Source organism: Streptomyces sp. MGP-BFMKR1 (assembly GCF_057766585.1).
The window spans coordinates 4084267-4100655 of the sequence record NZ_CM173408.1; the positions used below are offsets into that span (position 1 = coordinate 4084267).

Here is a 16389-nt window from a genome sequence, read left to right on the forward strand (position 1 = left end):
GGCGATCAGCTGGCCATCAGTCGGTGTGTCAGTCGGTCTTCAGTCGCTGGCGTGGCCGCCGATCCGCGCGTCCACCCTGTTGAAGATACCCCCAGGGGGTACATAGTCAAGCGTCCGCGCACCCTTGCGTCTCGTACTCCTGGGGGGTATACCTGAAAGGGCAGAGCCGATACCCCCTAGGGGTATTGATCGACAGCGGCGGCGACAGCGGGCGCGGACGGACCAGCGAGCGTGCCCGCGCCCACCGGGAGTGAGGAGCTAAGGGATGACCAGCACGGTGACTGAGCCGGCCGAGGTTGAGCTCGCCATTGGCGGGATGACCTGCGCCTCGTGCGCCGCCCGGATCGAGAAGAAGCTCAACCGCATCGACGGCGTGACGGCCACCGTCAACTACGCCACGGAGAAGGCCAAGGTCAGCTTCGCCGACGGGGTCACCGTCGACGACCTGATCGGCACGGTCGAGGCCACCGGGTACACCGCGGCCCCGCCCGTCCCCGCCCGCCCGCGGCGCCCCGCCGCGACCGACGGCGCCGCCGAGGGGCGCGACGCCAGCGCCCCCGCGGCCGGCTCCGCGCCGGCTCGCGCCCCGGGGAGCACCGGTGGCGAGGGCGGCGACGGCGGGCCCGACCCGCTCACCCCGCTGCGCCAGCGGCTGATCACCGCCGTGGTGCTCGCCATTCCGGTGATCGCCATGGCGATGGTGCCGGCCTGGCAGTTCGAGAACTGGCAGTGGCTCTCGCTGACCCTCGCCGCCCCCGTCGTGACGTACGCCGCCTGGCCGTTCCACCGCGCCGCGTTCACCAACGCCCGGCACGGCGCGGCCACCATGGACACGCTGATATCGGTGGGCACCGGGGCCGCGTTCCTGTGGTCGGTGTGGGCCCTGTTCTTCGGCACCGCGGGCACCCCCGGCATGACGCACGGCTTCGAGCTGACCATCGAGCGCACCGACGGCTCGGGCAACATCTACCTGGAGGCGGCGGCCGGCGTCACGGCGTTCATCCTGGCCGGGCGGTACTTCGAGGGCCGCTCCAAGCGCAAGGCGGGGGCCGCGCTGCGGGCGCTCATCTCGCTGGGCGCCAAGGAGGTCACCGTGGTGCGCGGCGAGCGCGAGGAGCGCGTCGCCATCGAGGACCTCGCGGTCGGCGACCACTTCGTGGTCCGCCCCGGCGAGAAGATCGCCACCGACGGCGTGGTCGTGGAGGGCAGCTCGGCCGTGGACGCGGCCATGCTGACCGGCGAGTCGGTGCCGGTCGAGGTCGCGGTCGGCGACGCGGTCACCGGCGCCACGCTCAACGCGGGCGGACGCCTGGTCGTACGGGCCACCCGGGTCGGCGCCGACACCCAGCTCGCCCGGATGGCCAAGCTGGTGGAGGACGCGCAGAACGGCAAGGCCGCCGCCCAGCGCCTCGCCGACCGGATCTCCGCGGTCTTCGTCCCCATCGTCATCGCCCTCGCCGTCGGCACCCTGGGCTTCTGGCTCGGCAACGGGTCGGGCCTGACCTCGGCGTTCACCGCGGCCGTGGCCGTACTGATCATCGCCTGCCCGTGCGCCCTCGGCCTCGCGACGCCGACCGCGCTGCTGGTCGGTACGGGGCGCGGCGCCCAGCTCGGCATCCTGATCAAGGGTCCCGAGGTGCTGGAGACCACCCGGCGCGTGGACACCGTCGTCCTGGACAAGACCGGCACCGTCACCACCGGCACCATGACCCTGCTCGCCACCCACACCACGGCCAGCACCACCGAGGACGAGGCGCTGCGGCTGGCCGGCGCGCTGGAGCACGCGTCCGAGCACCCCATCGCGCGGGCGGTCGCCGCCGGCGCGACCGAGCGCGTCGGATCGCTGCCCACCCCCGAGGACTTCGCCAACGTGCCCGGGCTCGGCGTGCAGGGCATCGTGGACGGCCACGCCGTCCTGGTCGGGCGGGAGAAGCTGCTGACGGAGTGGGCCATGGAGCTGCCCACCGAACTCGCCGAGGCCAAGGCCGCCGCCGAGGCCGCCGGCCGGACCGCCATCGTGGTGGCCTGGGACGGGCAGGCCCGCGCCGTCCTGGAGGTCGCCGACGCCGTGAAGGACACCAGCGCGGAGGCCATCGCCCGGCTGCGCGCCCTCGGCCTCACCCCGATCCTGCTGACCGGGGACAACACCGCCGTCGCCCGCTCCGTCGCCCGCGAGGTCGGCATCGACGAGGTGATCGCCGAGGTCATGCCCGAGGACAAGGTGGACGTGGTCAAGCGGCTCCAGGCCGAGGGGCGCTCGGTGGCGATGGTCGGCGACGGCGTCAACGACGCCGCCGCGCTCGCCCAGGCCGACCTGGGCCTGGCGATGGGCACCGGCACCGACGCCGCGATCGAGGCCGGCGACCTGACGCTGGTACGAGGCGACCTGCGGGCCGCGGCGGACGCCATCCGGCTCTCCCGGCGCACCCTGCGCACCATCCAGTCCAACCTGTTCTGGGCCTTCGCCTACAACGTCGCCGCGCTGCCGCTGGCCGCGGCCGGGCTGCTGAACCCGATGATCGCCGGCGCCGCCATGGCCTTCTCGTCGGTCTTCGTGGTCGGCAACAGCCTGCGGCTGCGCCGCTTCCGGGCGGCGAGCTAGCGGCGCCCGCGCGCGCCGGCGCTGGCGCACGGCGCGCGGAACCTCGGGGTCCACCATCAGCGGGGCCGGGAACTCCCCCGGCCCCGCTGACGCGTGAACGGCAGATACTGCCCGCCCCGACGGCCGGCTGATCTTATGACCCGCATTTCATTGCGCGGGCGACAGTGCGGCTACTTCCCGTTATCCTCGCGACACGGGCCGTTATCCTTCAACGAGCCGCGGGAACCCGTTTCCCCTTTCCCTTACACATTCTCTTTCCATTCGCCGCATTCCCGCACACCAACCCATTAGCCGCGCTTTTTCGCTATTCCCACGGAAGCCGCCCCGCCCGTCGCGCACACCCCTTTCCGCGCACGCCGGGGGCCGGCTTCACCGCAAGGCGCACCATACGATCGCGAGGAGGGCCTCATGGCCATCATCCCCACGTCCGAGGACGTCGTGGCGGGACAGAAAGGGTACAACCCCGCCACCCTGAAGTTTTACGACCTCACCGTCTACGGATTCACGTGCCCGGTGCTGTGGAAGGTCCCCCGCCACGAACTGCTGCGGCTCTACAACCGCAACATCTCCTCCGAACACCTCGACATCGGCGTCGGCTCCGGATTCCTGCTGAGCAAATGCACCATGCCGAGCGCCGACCAGCGCGTCACGCTGCTCGACATGAACCCGCACTGTCTGACGCACGTCAAGCGCCGTCTGTCCCAGTACAAGGTGTCCACGGTCCAGGGCAACGTGTTGGAGCCGTTCCCGCTCCCCAAGCGGTCGCACGGCTCGGCGGCCCTCAACCTCATGCTGCACTGCGTGCCGGGCGACTTCGCCCACAAGGGCGTCGCCTTCGACCACGCCGCCGCGTGCGTACGCCCCGGCGGCAAGGTCTTCGGCAGCACCGTGCTCTCCCAGGGCGTGCCCGTCACGAAGGCCGCGCGGGCCGCCATGAACCGCCTCAACGCCAGCAGGGACTTCAACAACCGGCACGACAGCCTGCAGGACCTCCGCCGCGAACTCAGCGCCCGCTTCAGCGACTTCACCCTCACGGTGCACGGCTGCACCGCGCTCTTCGAGGCCACGGTGGAGGAGTGAGCGCCCGCTCCTGACGGCGCGCGTTGCGACGGTTGGCGGACGGCACGCGCCGGGGCGGGGGCGGGGTGACAGGCGGGCAGGGCGCCGGCCTCCGGTGGCGGCTGGCGGTCGAGCGGCCCCGGGTGGCGGGTTGCGACCCCGCACCCCGACGGCCCTACCCCGCCTCGCTCGTGATCAGCGCGAACTGCGCGCCGAACGGGTCGAGGACCATGGACATCCGGCCCAGGCCCGGGGCATCGTCCGTGGCGGTCAGGGCGGTGCCGCCGTGGTGGACGGCGGCGGACACGGCCACGTCGCAGTCCTCGACCTCGAAGTACGGGTACCACTTCGAGCGCAGCTCCCCCACCTCGACCTGCGGCGGGAACTGCATGATGCCGCCGTGCGCGGCGTCCCGGCCGCCGCCCGGCGGCGAGACGACCGTGTAGTCGACCTCCGTCATCGGCGTCCGCTCGGCCTCCCAGCCGAACACCTGGCGGTAGAAGTCGACCGCGGCCTGCGCGTCCGTCGTGTGCAACTCGGACCAGCACAGCGTGTTGGGCACGTTGACGGCGTCGATGCCCCTGGTGTCGCCGGGCTGCCAGATGGCGAAGTCGGCGCCTGTCGGGTCCGTGAACTGGGCCAGTCGGCCGGCCGTGAAGACGTCCATCGGCTCCGTCCGGACCGCGCCGCCCGCGCGCTCGACCGCGCGGGCCGTGGCCTCCGCGTCCGCCGTCTGGAAGTACACCGTCCAGGCCGGGCTGGCGCCCTCCTCCATCAGCGGCCCGAGCCCGGCGACGGTGCTGCCGTCGAGCTGGAGCATCCCGTACCCGCCCGCGTCGGGCCCGGCCGACTGGAACTCCCAGCCGAAGACCCCGCCGTAGAACGCGGCGGCTGCCCCGGTGTCGGGCGCCCCGAGGTCGAGCCAGACCGGCGCGCCCGGCACGTAGTGAGTCGTGAGCATGTCGCTGGACCTCCGACGTCGTCTGAGCGTGGCCCCGCGGGGCGGTGCCACACCCTCCGTCCTCTCAGGATGGCAGCGACCGTCGCCGCGCGCCGTTCGACGCGGTCCGGCCAGGCCAGGCCCGCGCGCAGGGCGGGGCCGCACGCTGGACGGAGGCCGCACGCCGGCCAGGCCCGTACGCCGAGCGGGGCCGCGCGCCGGCCGGGGGCCGCGTGCCGGCCGGCCCCGCGGCCGGGCAGGATCCGTACGCCGGGCGCGGCCGGTGCGCGGCCGGCGCGGGCCCGGCCGCGCCGGGTGGCCGGGCCGGGTGGCCGGGCCGGGTGGCCGGGCCGGGTGGCCGGGCCGGGTGGCCGGGCCGGGTGGCCGGGCCGGGTGGCCGGGCCGGGTGGCCGGGCCGGGTGGCCTCACTTGCTGTTGTACAGCCGCATCGTGATCGTGCCGAAGACCAGGACCAGCACGCCGGACCACCCCAGCGACCAGGCGATCTCCACGCCGGGCCAGCCGCCGTCCATCAGGTCGCGGACCGCCGACGACAGGTGGGTCACCGGGCTGTTGTTGACGAACGCCTGGAGCCAGCCGGGCATGGTCTTCGGGTCCACGAAGATGTTGCTGAGGAAGGTGAGCGGAAAGAGCACCATCATGCTCACGCCCATCACGGACTTCTCGCTCCGCAACAGCAGCCCGAACATGGTCCATATCCAGGAGAAGGAGAACGAGAAGACCATCAGCAACGCGATCCCCGCCAGCACCCCGACCACTCCGCCGTGCGGGCGGAATCCCAGGATCAGGCCCACGGTCAGCATCACGGCCGACGCCATCGCGTACCGCAGGACGTCGCCGAGGAGATAGCCGACCATGGCCGACGGGCGCCAGATCGGCAGCGTGCGGAAGCGGTCGAAGACGCCCTTCTCGATGTCCGTGTTGACCGCGACGCCGGTGTACATCGTGATCATGACGACGCTCATCACGAGGATGCCCGGCAGCAGGAACTGCAGGTAGTCCGTGGTGGAGCCGGCCAGCGCACCGCCGAAGAGGTACGTGTACATCAGCACCATCATGATCGGGAAGGCGGTGACGTCGAAGAGCTGCTCCGGCACGTGCTTGATCTTGAGCACGGCCCGCCAGCCGAAGGCCAGCGACGTGGACCAGGCGCTGGGCCGGGGTGGGCGCTCCTTGGCGATCAGCACGGCGGCCAGGCTCTCGACCGTGACCGGGGCGAGTTCGTCGTCGCCGGCCGCGCGGGCGGGGCGGGTGTCGGTCGTCGGTGCGGTGCTCATGCTGCCGCCCCTTCCTTGCGGGTCGGGCCGCCGGAGCCGGCCTGGCCCCGGGCGTCGTCGGTCGGGTCGTCGGGGCGGGTGGCGGGGCGGTCGGTCAGGGCGAGGAAGACCTCGTCCAGGCTGGGCTGGCCGAGCGAGAAGTTGTCCACCGTGATGCCGGCACTGGACAGCTCGTGCAGCGCCCGGGCCGCCTGCTCCGTGGCCCCGTCACCGTTGCCCGCCAGTCCGACGCGGGCGGTGAGCGCCACCGGGTCGTGGTCCAACTGCACCTGCGCGGACAGGTGTTGGGCGAGCAGCCGCTCGGCCTCCGGGCGCTGGTGGGCGTGGCGCAGCCGGACGTGCACCGACCCGGCGCCCACCGACGCCTTGAGCTCACCCTTGGTGCCCTCGGCGATGACCTGGCCACGGTCGATGACGGCGATCCGGGAGGCGAGCTGATCCGCCTCGTCCAGGTACTGCGTGGTCAGCAGCACCGTGGCGCCCTGGCTGACGACGGCGCGCACGATGTCCCAGACCTGGTTGCGGCTGCGCGGGTCGAGGCCGGTGGTCGGCTCGTCCAGGAACAGCAGGTCGGGGGTGTTGAGGATGCTCGCGGCGATGTCGATCCGGCGCCGCATGCCGCCGGAGTAGTGCTTGACCTGCTTGCCCGCCGCCTCGGACAGCCCGAACGCGGCGAGCAACTGCGCGGCGCGGTCCCTGGCCGCCGGCTTGCGGTGGCCGAGCAGCCGCCCCAGCAGGACCAGGTTCTCCATGCCGGTGAGGTCCTCGTCCACCGACGCGTACTGCCCGGTGAGGCTGACCCGGCTGCGCACCGCGTCGGCCTCGTGCAGCACGTCGTGGCCGAAGACGCGGGCCTCGCCGCCGTCCGGGCGCAGCAGCGTCGCCAGCATCTTGACGGCGGTGGTCTTCCCCGCCCCGTTGGGCCCGAGCACCCCGTACACCGTGCCGGTGGGCACGGCCAGGTCGATCCCGTCCACGGCGCGGGTCTCGCCGAACACTTTGACCAGGCCGGATGTCTCGATCGCCAGGTCGGCTCCGGGTTTACTCATGGTCTTTCCTCTCGCACGGGCGGCTTCCGTCGGGGCTGGGGGGAGGCTGGTGGGGCGGGCGCGACGGCGCTCGGGGGTTGGGGCTGGTCCGGGCTGGGCGTCCCACGAGGTGCGGGGCGATTCCCGGCTTTTCTGGGCAATTCATGTCAGTTACGTATAGCTCTGGAGGATCGCGGGCCATTCCGGAGGTCCGGCCTGGCCCGGGAACCGTGCTGGGGGGGTTGGGGACTACGTGACGTGGCGACATGGGGACAGCGAGGCGCGGCGGTGGTGTCGGTGCGCACCGACACCCTCGAACGCCTCCGAACCGCCGGGAGCGACCTGGCGGTTGTGGATGACATCCGCTCTGGTGTTCTAGTGCTGACGACTGTAGTACGGGGGTCTGACAACGCCCTGTGGATCATGTAACTGCCCAGGTCAGCGTGGGCCGTTGTGGTTTCCGCGCACCCCGCACGCACCGCGCGCCCCGCGCACCCCGCACGCGCCGACGGGCCCGGCCGCCCCGGACCCGCCCGCCCTGCCTGTCCCGCCTGTCCCGCCCCACCCGCGCCCGCCGGCCTCCGCCTACGCCCGGCTCACTCCCCGCCGCAGGGCAGCGGCGCGTCCGTACCGCCGATCACCAGCCGCCGCGCCGCCCCGCCGCGCGGCTCGACCCACACCCGCAACCGCCCGCAGACGCACCGCGCGTACACGACCACGCCCTCCGTCGTCCGGTGCCGGGACACCACCCGCACCGGCTCGGCCAGCGGCCAGCCGCAGTCGGCACACCGGCCGGTGCCGGCGCCGGGGGCCGCGCCCAGGTCGGGCGCCGGAGCGGGGCCCGTCCCGTCGACGTACCCCCGTTCAGGGTCGTTGCCGTGCCTCTGCTCGCCTGGGATCTCCATGAGGCCCAGGCTCCGCCCACACCCTCGTGCGCGTCCATCGCAAGTTTGAGCACGGAACCGTGTTGAATTCCCGCATGGTTGACTTGCGGCTCCTGCAGGCCCTGCGCGTACTGCACGCCCAGGGCACGGTCACGGCCACCGCCCGGGCGCTGAACCTGTCCCCCTCCGCCGTATCCCAGCAGCTTCGCCAGCTCTCACAGGCGGTGGGCGCGACGCTGCTGGTGCGCGACGGGCGCCGGCTGCGACTGACCCCGGCCGGCCGGGTGTTGCTGCGGCACGCCGACGGCCTGTTCGCGCAGTGGGAGCGGATACGGGCCGACCTGGCCGACGAGGAGGGCAACCAGCACACGACCCTGCACATCGGCGGCTTCGCGACCGCCTTCGGAGCCCTCCTCGCGCCGGCCGCCAGCGCGCTGCACCGCGCGGCGCCACCGCTGCGCGTACGGGTCACCGAGACCGACACCGGCGCGTGCTACCAGCAGTTGCTGTCCGGACGGATCGACATCGCCGTACTGACGCCACTGCCCGACAGCCCGCCCGTGGACGACCCGCGCTTCGACCAGCAGCCGCTCATGGACGACCAGCAGGACCTCGTGGTGCCGCTCGGCCACCCGCTGGCCGGCCTCGACGTGGTCGACCTGCCGCAGACGGCGGCCGAGACCTGGATCGCGCCCCACCACGACCAGCACCGGCTGATCGAATCGCTGTGCGGGGCGGCCGGGTTCGCGCCCCGGACGGACCACCACGCCGGGGACTGGTCATCGGTCCTCGCCCTGATCGCGCACGGCCTCGGCGTCTGCCTGGTGCCCCGGCTGGTCCCGCTGACCGCGCACCCCGGCGTGACCCGGGTGCCGGTACGCGGCGACCCCCCGCCCTGCCGCCGCGTGCTGACCTGCGTGCGCAGCGGCAGCCGGCAGCAACCCGTGATCGCCCGCGCCCTGACCGCGCTCCAGGAGCAGGCCGTCATCGCCCGCCGGCTCGACCGCACGCGCCCGTAAGCCGCCCCGGGGCGCCCCGTCACCCACCTGGCCGGACCCGCCCCAGGGGCGCCGGTCACCCACCTGGCCGGACCCGCCCCAGGGGCGCCGGTCACCCACCTGGCCGGACCCGCCCCAGGGGCGCCCCGTCACCCACCCGGCCGAGCCCGCCCCAGGGGCGCCCGGTCACCCACCCGGCCGTGCCCAGTCGGACGAGACCGCGCGCCCCGACCGTCTCAACCCCGCCCCTCCGCCCGCTTCGCCACGTACAACGCCCAGCCCACCAGCGGCAGTTGGAGCGGTAGCCGGCCGTACGCGAGGGCCTTGAGCGGGGCCGAGCGGTGGTGCCAGTCGCGGGCCATCTTGACGTTGGCGGGGTAGACGGCGGCGAAGAAGCCGGCCGCGGCCAGGGCTCCGACGCGGCGGGTGCGCGGCAGGGCGACGCAGGCCGCGAGCGCGAGTTCGGCGGCGCCGCTCACGTGCGTCCAGGTGCGGGGGCTGCCGGGCAGGGCGCGCGGCACGATCGCGTCGAACGGGCGCGGCACCGCGAAGTGCGCGACGCCGGCGCCGGCGAGCAGGCCGGCCAGCGCGCGGGCGGCGCGGCGCGGAGTGGTGGGGCGCGGAGTGGTGGGGCACGGAGCGGTGGGGCGGGGGACAGCCATCGGGAGCTCCAGCGGGTGAGCGGGCCACGGACCGGCCGACGCCGCCGACCCACGGAGCCGCGACGGCGCGCCCGACCGACGCGCGACGCGTCGTACGGGCGCCCGGCGGAAGGTGGCCGTCCGCGCCGCGCGGCTGGCTCCCAGCGCCCGCACAGACCTCTTCTTACTCGTAAGTAACCACATGCCGCGCCCGCGCATCAAGGCCCCCGCACGGCGATGTGCGACGGCACACGGCCCGGCCGCGCGAGCCACCCGCACCAGCATGCGCGGGGTCGGCCCGGCACGCGGGGAGGGACGACGACGGCCGGCCGGGGAAGACCACGGGAGGGCCCGTGCGGGGGACACCGGTCGGGTGCAAGACGGCGCACGCGAGGGAAGGGCGGCCGGACGGCGGGAGGCGGCACCGGTGGCCGGGCACGACAACGGGGCCCGCTCCGCACCTCGACGGCGCGCGCCGATGGACGGAAAACCTCGGTAGATAAGCGGTTTTGTACGGGCCGAGCGCGGCGCGGACCACTCACCCGTACGGGTGACCGCGGGCCCTTCGTATGCAATCTTTGTGCGACCCCCCATGGAGGACCCGAACTCATGAGCGCACGTCGCCGCACCTCTTCCAGACCCACGCAGCCCGTACCGAACAGCCCGCGGTCCGACCCCCAGTCCGCCGCCCACACCACCGGACCCGCCGGCTCCATCGGCCCTGTCGACGCCACCGACGCCTCCCACGGCGCGGACATGGCCGGTGCGCCGCGCTCGCACCGGGCGCGGCGCGGCCACCGGGGCCGGGCGAAACGGCGCCCGGTCTGGGCGCCGTTGGCCCTCGCGGTGCTGGTCGCGGGCGGTGGCGGCACGGCGTACGTCGCCCTCGACGGTTCCGGGGCAAACGACCGTTCCGTGGCCGACGGGGCGGGCCCGGCCGACCGGGTCCGTATCGTCGAGAGCGCGAGTCCGGCCGCGGAGGCGTCGCGCACGCCAAGCGGGGCGGACCGGACGCCCGGCACGCCCGGGCCGAGTCCGTCGAAGAGCGCGCGGCCGTCGGCCGACGCCGCCAAGAAGGCGGAGCGTGAGCGGAGTTCCCGTTCGACGGGGCCACGGAGCGGCGGCGACCGGCCCGGCGGCGCGACCGCCGACGGGGCGGCGCGCAACGGCTCCGCCGACCGCACGACCGACGACACGGCCGACGGCCCGGCCGGCAGCACCGTCGGCGGGTCCCGCCCCGGCCCGACCACCCGGCCGGGCTCCGACGCGGGCCCCGGGCGTGCGGGCCAGGAGCCGCGCGAGGCGGGCCGTGGCGGCACCACGGCGGAGGTGTTGGCGCTGGTCAACGAGGAGCGGGCGGACGCGGGTTGCCGGCCGTTGACCGCGGACGGCACCCTGGGCCGGGTCGCCGACACCTACGCGGGCGTCATGGCCGACACGCAGCGGCTCTCCCACACCGGGCCCGACGGCTCGACGGTCGGCGACCGCGTCACGCGCTCCGGCTACACCTGGTCCAGCGTCGGCGAGAACATCGCCCGTGGCCAGGCGGACGCCGAGGCGGTCGTGGACGCGTGGATGAACAGCCCCGGGCACCGCGCCAACATCCTGAACTGCTCGTTCCGCGAGCTGGGCATCGGCGTCGACCAGGGTTCGGGCGGACCCTGGTGGACCCAGGTGTTCGCGACGGGCCGCTGACCCGCCCTGCCCCGGGGAGCGAACCGCGCCCCGGGGCAGGCGGAAAACGCCACGCGGCGCGCGCGGGGCGGGTGGCAGGGCGACGCTGCTCCAGAGTGGCAGGGCCGCGCAGGCCCAGCGGCTGCTGCCGCCGGAGCGCGCCTACCCGCTGCCTGGCGAGCTGGAGCGGCGGCTCTGCACGACGGCCCGCTGACCGGACCACCCGCCGCCCGCCGCCCGGCGCGGCGGCACGGGCCGCCGCGCGCCACGGCGGTGGGAGCCGCCGGAGCCGCCGCGCGCCATGGCGGTGGGCGCGGGGGGCACGGTGGGTGCGGTGAGCGCGGGACGGGCCGACCCGGTGCCGGAGCGGTGTAGGAGGATCGGGGCGAGGGCGGCGGCGCGTACGGCGCGGCGGCCCACCCATCCGCCGAACGAAGGGCCACAGCGTGGACAGCCGGGACGCAGTCGCCGACCAGCCGCAGCCGGGCGGCGCCGAGGGCGGCGCGTACGCCGCGCGCGGCGCGAACGGTACCGGCGGGGCGGCGCACGCGACGCCCCGGGGCGCGACGGCCGAGGCCCGCGCGGGGACGTCGGGGACGGCCACGGGAGCCGCGTCGGGGACCGCGGCCGGGTCGCGGCAGGTGCCGGCCTGGCGGGCGCGGGGCCTTCGGGGCGCGGGGCGGCTGCCTCACGGGGTGGGCCGGTGGATGCTCGCGGGGTGCGCGGCGCTGCTGCTCGTACTGGTCAGCGTGGTGCTCGGGCACCGGGCCGCCGACGCGGACGGCTTCACCCCCGTCCCGCAACTGCTCGCGTTCCTGCCCTGGCTGCTGCTGCCCGCCGCGCTCGGCCTCCTCCTCGCGGCGCTGGCCCGGTGGCCGCTCGGCTGCGCGTGGGCGCTGGCCGTGCTCCTCGCGACGGGCTGGTTCCTCCAGCCGTACGAGGGCGCCGGGGCCGGTGGGCCGAGCGGGCCCGTCGTCGCCCGGCCGCGCGTGCTCTCCGCCAACCTGGAGTACGGGCAGGCCACCGACGGGCTGCTGGCCGCGCTGCGGCGGGAGCGGCCGGACCTGGTCGCGGTCCAGGAGTGCGACCACCGGTGCGTGGCGGCCCTGGAGGCGCCCGCGCTGCGCGCGGCCTACCCGTACCGCAACATCGCGGCCGGCGGTCCGGCGGAGGGGTCCGCGATCCTGAGCGTGTACCCGCTGCGGAACGAGCCAGGGGTGCCCGGCTCGCTCGCGATGCCCGGCGCGCGGGCGCTGATCGCCGGGCGGTGGGTACGGGTGCAGGTCGCGCACCCGATGCCGCCGACCCCCGGCGAGCTGGACGTCTGGCGCGCGGAGCTGGCGCGGCTGCGCGCGTACGCCGAGCGGCGCGGGGACGCGCCCACCCTGATCGCCGGCGACTTCAACGCCACCCAGGACCACGCGGCCTTCCGCCGCCTCCTCGACACCGGCCTGCGGGACAGCGCCCGGCTCGCGGGTGTCTCGCGTACACCGTCCTGGCCCACCCTGACGACCCCGCTGCTGGGCGCGCAGATCGACCATGTGCTGGTCAGCGACGCGTGGTCGGCGCGTGCGGCCCGCTTCGTCGACCTGCCCCACTCCGACCACCGGGCGCTCCTCGTCGATCTGGAACTGCACGGCTAGCGGCGAGCGCGCCGGGGGCGCCGCGCCCCCCGCGACGCCCCCGGCCGTGCCCTACCCGCTGGCTACGCCTTCGCCACCGGCTCCTGCAACTCGGTCACCCAGCTCTCCTTGCCCCCCTCGCAGTCGAGGTACAGCTCGCGGGCGTAGCCGGTGGAGCGGTAGCCGTGGGCGTCGGTCCAGCGGGCGAGCGCCTGGGCCGTGGGCAGGATGGTGTCCATCGAGCCGCGGTGCACGATGGTCGCGGCCTGCTCGATGCCGGGCAGGTCCACCACGTCGAACGGCTGGCCCGCCGCGGGCTCCACCGCCACCTGAATCCCCGCGTGCACCGTGACCGCCCCCTCCGGGCCGGCGCCCGGCGCCGGCTCGTAGTACGCGACGGCGGGCCCCGTCGGCGCGACGCCGGCCGCCGCGAGCCGGCCGTGCAGCTCCTCGTACAGCGGGCCGATCACCGGGCCGATGTGCTCGGGCCCGAAGCTCTCCGCGGTGCCGGACAACTCGGCCAGCCGGACCGCCGGCACGCTCTTGAGCACCACTTCGTGGTCGGACATGGTTCCCTCACTCTCGATCGTCCGGAGCCTCGCCTCGATGCCGGCCAGCCGGGCCGCGTCGGCCGCCATCGCCGCCGCCACCTCGGCCCGCCGCAGCCGCAGCATGCCGCGCAGCTCACCGACGTCCACCTCCTCGTCGAGCACGGCCCGCACCTGCTGGAGCGTGAAACCGAGGTCCTTGAGAGCGATGACGCGGTTGAGGCGGGCGAGTTGGCTCGCCTCGTAACCGCGGTAGCCGGTGTACGGGTCGACGTGGGCGGGGCGCAGCAGCCCGATGGCGTCGTAGTGACGCAACATGCGGACCGACACGCGGCCGTGCTTGGCGAAGTCTCCGATGCTGAACATGACGCCCTCCAGTGCAGGGCCTCACACGGTGTCATGGTCAAGCCCGCTCGCCCACGGCCCCCCGGCACACGCCCTGACCTGCGGCGCGAGCCCGCGACGCGCCCCGCGGGGGTTTGCCGGGCGCGCGGGCGGTAACCCGTTGTCGACGTGAGCGACAACAGCGAGCACGGCACGGTCGGCGAGAACAGCGCGAAGGGTACGAAGGACAGGCGGTCGGGCGGGGGCCGGTCCTCTGGCGAGCCGCGCCGGCTACGGATCGGCAGGCACGCCTTCGAACTGACCCGGCCGGACAAGGTGCTCTTTCCCGACGACGGCCTCACCAAGGCCGACCTCGTCGCGCACTACCGCGCCGTGGCCCGGCGCGCGCTGCCCGAGCTGCGCGGGCGGCCGGTGATGATGGAACGCCACCCGGACGGCATCGGCGGGCGCCCGCTGATGCAGAAGAACGCCCCCGACTACTTCCCCGACTGGGTGCCGCTGGCCGAGGTCGCCAAGGAGGGCGGCACGGTCACGCACGTGGTCTGCGACAACGCGGCCACCCTCGCGTACCTCGCCAGCCAGGCGTCCATCACCCCGCACCGCTGGCTCTCCCGCGCCGACCGCCCGGACCACCCCGACCGGCTGGTCTTCGACCTCGACCCGTCCAAGCCGGCCGGCGACGACCCGGCCGCCGCCTTCGCGGACGTGCGCTGGGCGGCGCACCGCACGTGCGAGCTGCTCGACGAACTCGGCCTGCCCGCCCGCCTGATGACCACCGGTTCGCGCGGGCTGCACGTGATCGTGCCGCTCGACCGCGCGGCGGACTTCGACACCGTACGGGCCTTCGCACGCGAGGCCGCCGACCTGCTGGTGGCCCGGCACCCGGACCGGCTCACCACCGAGCCCCGCAAGGAGGCCCGGGGCGACCGCCTCTACCTGGACACCCTGCGCAACGGCTACGCCCAGACTGCCGTTGCCCCCTATGCCGTACGGGCCAAGCCCGGCGCGCCGGTCGCCACCCCGATCGCCGCCGACGAACTGGACGACCCCGACCTGCGCGCCGACCGCTGGACCCTGACCACCATCGCCGACCGCCTCACCGCCCCCAACCCCTGGCCGGCCGGCTCCCTGCGCGGCCGATCCCTGCGCACGGCCCAGCAGCGGCTGGCGAAGCTGCGGTAGCGCGTCCGGGCGCGCGGCGCGCGGGAGCATGCGCGCGGGGCGCGCGCGGAAGCCGGGGGAACGCGCGGGGGCGCGGGGGGCGCGAACCCGCCCGGTCTCCGTCCTCACTCTCGCTCGGGTGGTACGCGCTGAGCGCCGCGAACGGGTCAGGCTCCATGCCCGGCGTGGGCCAGCGCTGCTCGGCGCTGGGATATAGCCGTGCGCCGAGCGGGCCGGCTTGGCGACTGCCGGTATGAGTTCGAGGAGCACGGCACACGTCGCGTCGCGAGCCACCTCACCTCGTAGGCGCGGCGGGGCCGATGTCTTCGTGGGGTGTGATGTGCCAGTGGAGGGTGACGGTGGCGGTGTAGCGCAGGTGGCGCCCGTCGGGGTGGTCGCGGGCGGCGTGGGAGGTGCACCAGCGTTGGGCCTGGTGGTGCATGCCGGTGATGGTCTCGGTGGGTTCGGGAGCGGGTGACTGCTCACCGCAGGTGGTGCAGGTGGCCTGGACGGTGTACGGGATGGCCTCCGGGTCGGGGGCCAACGTCATCTCCACGTAGCGGTAACGGCGCCGGTGCTGCCGGGTGGGACGGTGGCTCATGCGGCGTAGGCCACCTCGAACCAGACGCGCTTACCCGGGCCCGGCGAAGTGTTGTCGTACCCCCACCGCGTGGCCAACGCGTCCACGAGAGCCAGCCCCCTGCCCTGCTCGTCCAACTCGCTCACGGCGCTGCGACGAGGCGGCGCGTCCGATGGATCGCGTACCTCGACGTGAAGTCGGGTGGCCTCACACCAGACATGGACTCCGACGGTTGCCTGAACCCCGTTGGTGCCGTGGTCCACAGCGTTGGCCACGAGTTCGCTCGTGAGCAGCGCGGCAGCGTCGATCACCTCCCGATGGCCCGCGCTGACCAAGCACGCGGTGACGAAGCGACGCGCCACCGGTACCGAGCTTCGGAGCGGCGCCAACGTGACCGACGCAGTGCAGCGCCCCAAAGGTCGATCACTTACTGGCCGGGTACACCCCATCGTGGGCAGCTCGCCCTCGACAGTGGAGACGAACGCGCCGTGCGCATTCAACCACCGCGCCAGTTCGTCCCGTTGCCAAGGCGTCCACCACAACATGACTGGCCACAGCGACACGATGCCGCGCGCGGCCCCGCTCTCCACCTGGCATCGCACGGACGCCCACCGTGGCCGCTGTGCGTACTCCTCGACGTCAGCCCTCTCCACCCACAGGCCCACGGCCCGGAACGCGTGCGCCTGAAGGTGACGCCGCACACGCGTGAGCGCACGCTCCACGTTGACGTTTCGATGTCTGGGCCAACAGACGTAGACGGCTACGGGAGTCGCGGAGGCGAGGGGCGCCGCGTCAGTGCGGATGGAATCGTGAGGAGATGGGACGGCGGGGAAGGCCATGTTGGTCCTCTGCGGGGAATCCAGGCGGGAGGTATCTACGCCCGCTGAGCCGTGCGGTGAGAACGCGAAAAGACACGTGATCACGCTGCGCGGTCACCAGATGACTGCTAGAGAGTTAACTCGGCGAGCGCGCGGAGATGTAGAGATGATGCGGCGCTTGACTGCCCCAG

At 74.4% G+C, this 16389-nt stretch carries 14 protein-coding genes; 6 read left to right on the top strand and 8 right to left on the bottom strand.

Going from position 1 to position 16389, the window contains the following annotated elements:
• Positions 1-265 precede the first annotated feature (265 nt).
• Positions 266-2602, top strand: coding sequence for a heavy metal translocating P-type ATPase (locus AC3CHW_RS15685; RefSeq protein WP_488470858.1), 2337 nt, complete (start codon positions 266-268; stop codon positions 2600-2602).
• Between the two features lie 408 nt (positions 2603-3010).
• A complete protein-coding gene (locus AC3CHW_RS15690) occupies positions 3011-3682 on the top strand; it encodes a class I SAM-dependent methyltransferase (RefSeq protein ID WP_488470859.1) in 672 nt (223 codons plus the stop codon).
• Between the two features lie 154 nt (positions 3683-3836).
• On the opposite strand, the gene AC3CHW_RS15695 is transcribed toward AC3CHW_RS15690, so the two are convergent.
• The 4 genes from AC3CHW_RS15695 to AC3CHW_RS15710 all read right to left on the bottom strand — a co-directional run bounded on the left by AC3CHW_RS15695 (position 3837) and on the right by AC3CHW_RS15710 (position 7832).
• Positions 3837-4622, bottom strand: a complete 786-nt coding sequence (locus AC3CHW_RS15695; RefSeq protein ID WP_488470860.1) for a VOC family protein — start codon at positions 4620-4622, stop codon at positions 3837-3839.
• Positions 4623-5026: 404 nt separating this feature from the next.
• Entirely contained in the window at positions 5027-5899 is an 873-nt protein-coding gene (locus AC3CHW_RS15700) for an ABC transporter permease (protein ID WP_398608533.1), read from the bottom strand.
• A complete protein-coding gene (locus AC3CHW_RS15705) occupies positions 5896-6948 on the bottom strand; it encodes an ATP-binding cassette domain-containing protein (RefSeq protein WP_217189374.1) in 1053 nt (350 codons plus the stop codon). The genes AC3CHW_RS15700 and AC3CHW_RS15705 overlap by 4 nt, the downstream gene beginning before the upstream one ends.
• Before the next feature lie 575 nt (positions 6949-7523).
• Positions 7524-7832: a hypothetical protein gene (locus tag AC3CHW_RS15710; RefSeq protein ID WP_488470861.1), complete on the bottom strand. Its 309-nt coding sequence runs from the start codon at positions 7830-7832 to the stop codon at positions 7524-7526.
• A 74-nt stretch (positions 7833-7906) separates the two neighbouring features.
• Here AC3CHW_RS15710 and AC3CHW_RS15715 point away from each other — a divergent pair, with 74 nt between their 5' ends.
• Complete coding sequence (locus AC3CHW_RS15715; protein ID WP_488470862.1) at positions 7907-8830, top strand: LysR family transcriptional regulator; 924 nt, start codon at positions 7907-7909, stop codon at positions 8828-8830.
• A 215-nt stretch (positions 8831-9045) separates the two neighbouring features.
• On the opposite strand, the gene AC3CHW_RS15720 is transcribed toward AC3CHW_RS15715, so the two are convergent.
• Positions 9046-9471 carry a DoxX family protein gene (locus AC3CHW_RS15720; protein ID WP_488470863.1) on the bottom strand — a complete coding sequence of 142 codons (426 nt, stop codon included), beginning with the start codon at positions 9469-9471 and terminating at the stop codon, positions 9046-9048.
• A gap of 588 nt (positions 9472-10059) precedes the next feature.
• Here AC3CHW_RS15720 and AC3CHW_RS15725 point away from each other — a divergent pair.
• Together AC3CHW_RS15725 and AC3CHW_RS15730 are read left to right on the top strand one after the other, a co-directional pair.
• On the top strand, positions 10060-11145 hold the full coding sequence (locus tag AC3CHW_RS15725) for a CAP domain-containing protein (RefSeq protein WP_488470864.1): 1086 nt from the start codon (positions 10060-10062) through the stop codon (positions 11143-11145).
• A gap of 620 nt (positions 11146-11765) precedes the next feature.
• Positions 11766-12767, top strand: coding sequence for an endonuclease/exonuclease/phosphatase family protein (locus AC3CHW_RS15730; RefSeq protein WP_488471067.1), 1002 nt, complete (start codon positions 11766-11768; stop codon positions 12765-12767).
• 62 nt (positions 12768-12829) lie between these two features.
• On the opposite strand, the gene AC3CHW_RS15735 is transcribed toward AC3CHW_RS15730, so the two are convergent.
• A complete protein-coding gene (locus AC3CHW_RS15735; protein WP_488470865.1) occupies positions 12830-13660 on the bottom strand; it encodes a MerR family transcriptional regulator in 831 nt (276 codons plus the stop codon).
• A gap of 255 nt (positions 13661-13915) precedes the next feature.
• Between AC3CHW_RS15735 and ligD the strand changes: the two genes are divergently transcribed.
• Positions 13916-14821 (top strand): non-homologous end-joining DNA ligase, encoded by a 906-nt coding sequence (ligD, locus tag AC3CHW_RS15740; RefSeq protein WP_488471068.1) that lies wholly within the window; start codon positions 13916-13918, stop codon positions 14819-14821.
• 274 nt (positions 14822-15095) lie between these two features.
• Here the strand turns inward: ligD and AC3CHW_RS15745 are convergent, their stop codons facing one another.
• Positions 15096-15401, bottom strand: a complete 306-nt coding sequence (locus tag AC3CHW_RS15745; protein ID WP_488470866.1) for a DUF7848 domain-containing protein — start codon at positions 15399-15401, stop codon at positions 15096-15098.
• Entirely contained in the window at positions 15398-16219 is an 822-nt protein-coding gene (locus AC3CHW_RS15750; RefSeq protein ID WP_488470867.1) for an ATP-binding protein, read from the bottom strand. Before AC3CHW_RS15750 ends, AC3CHW_RS15745 begins: the two co-directional genes overlap by 4 nt.
• Positions 16220-16389 lie beyond the last annotated feature (170 nt).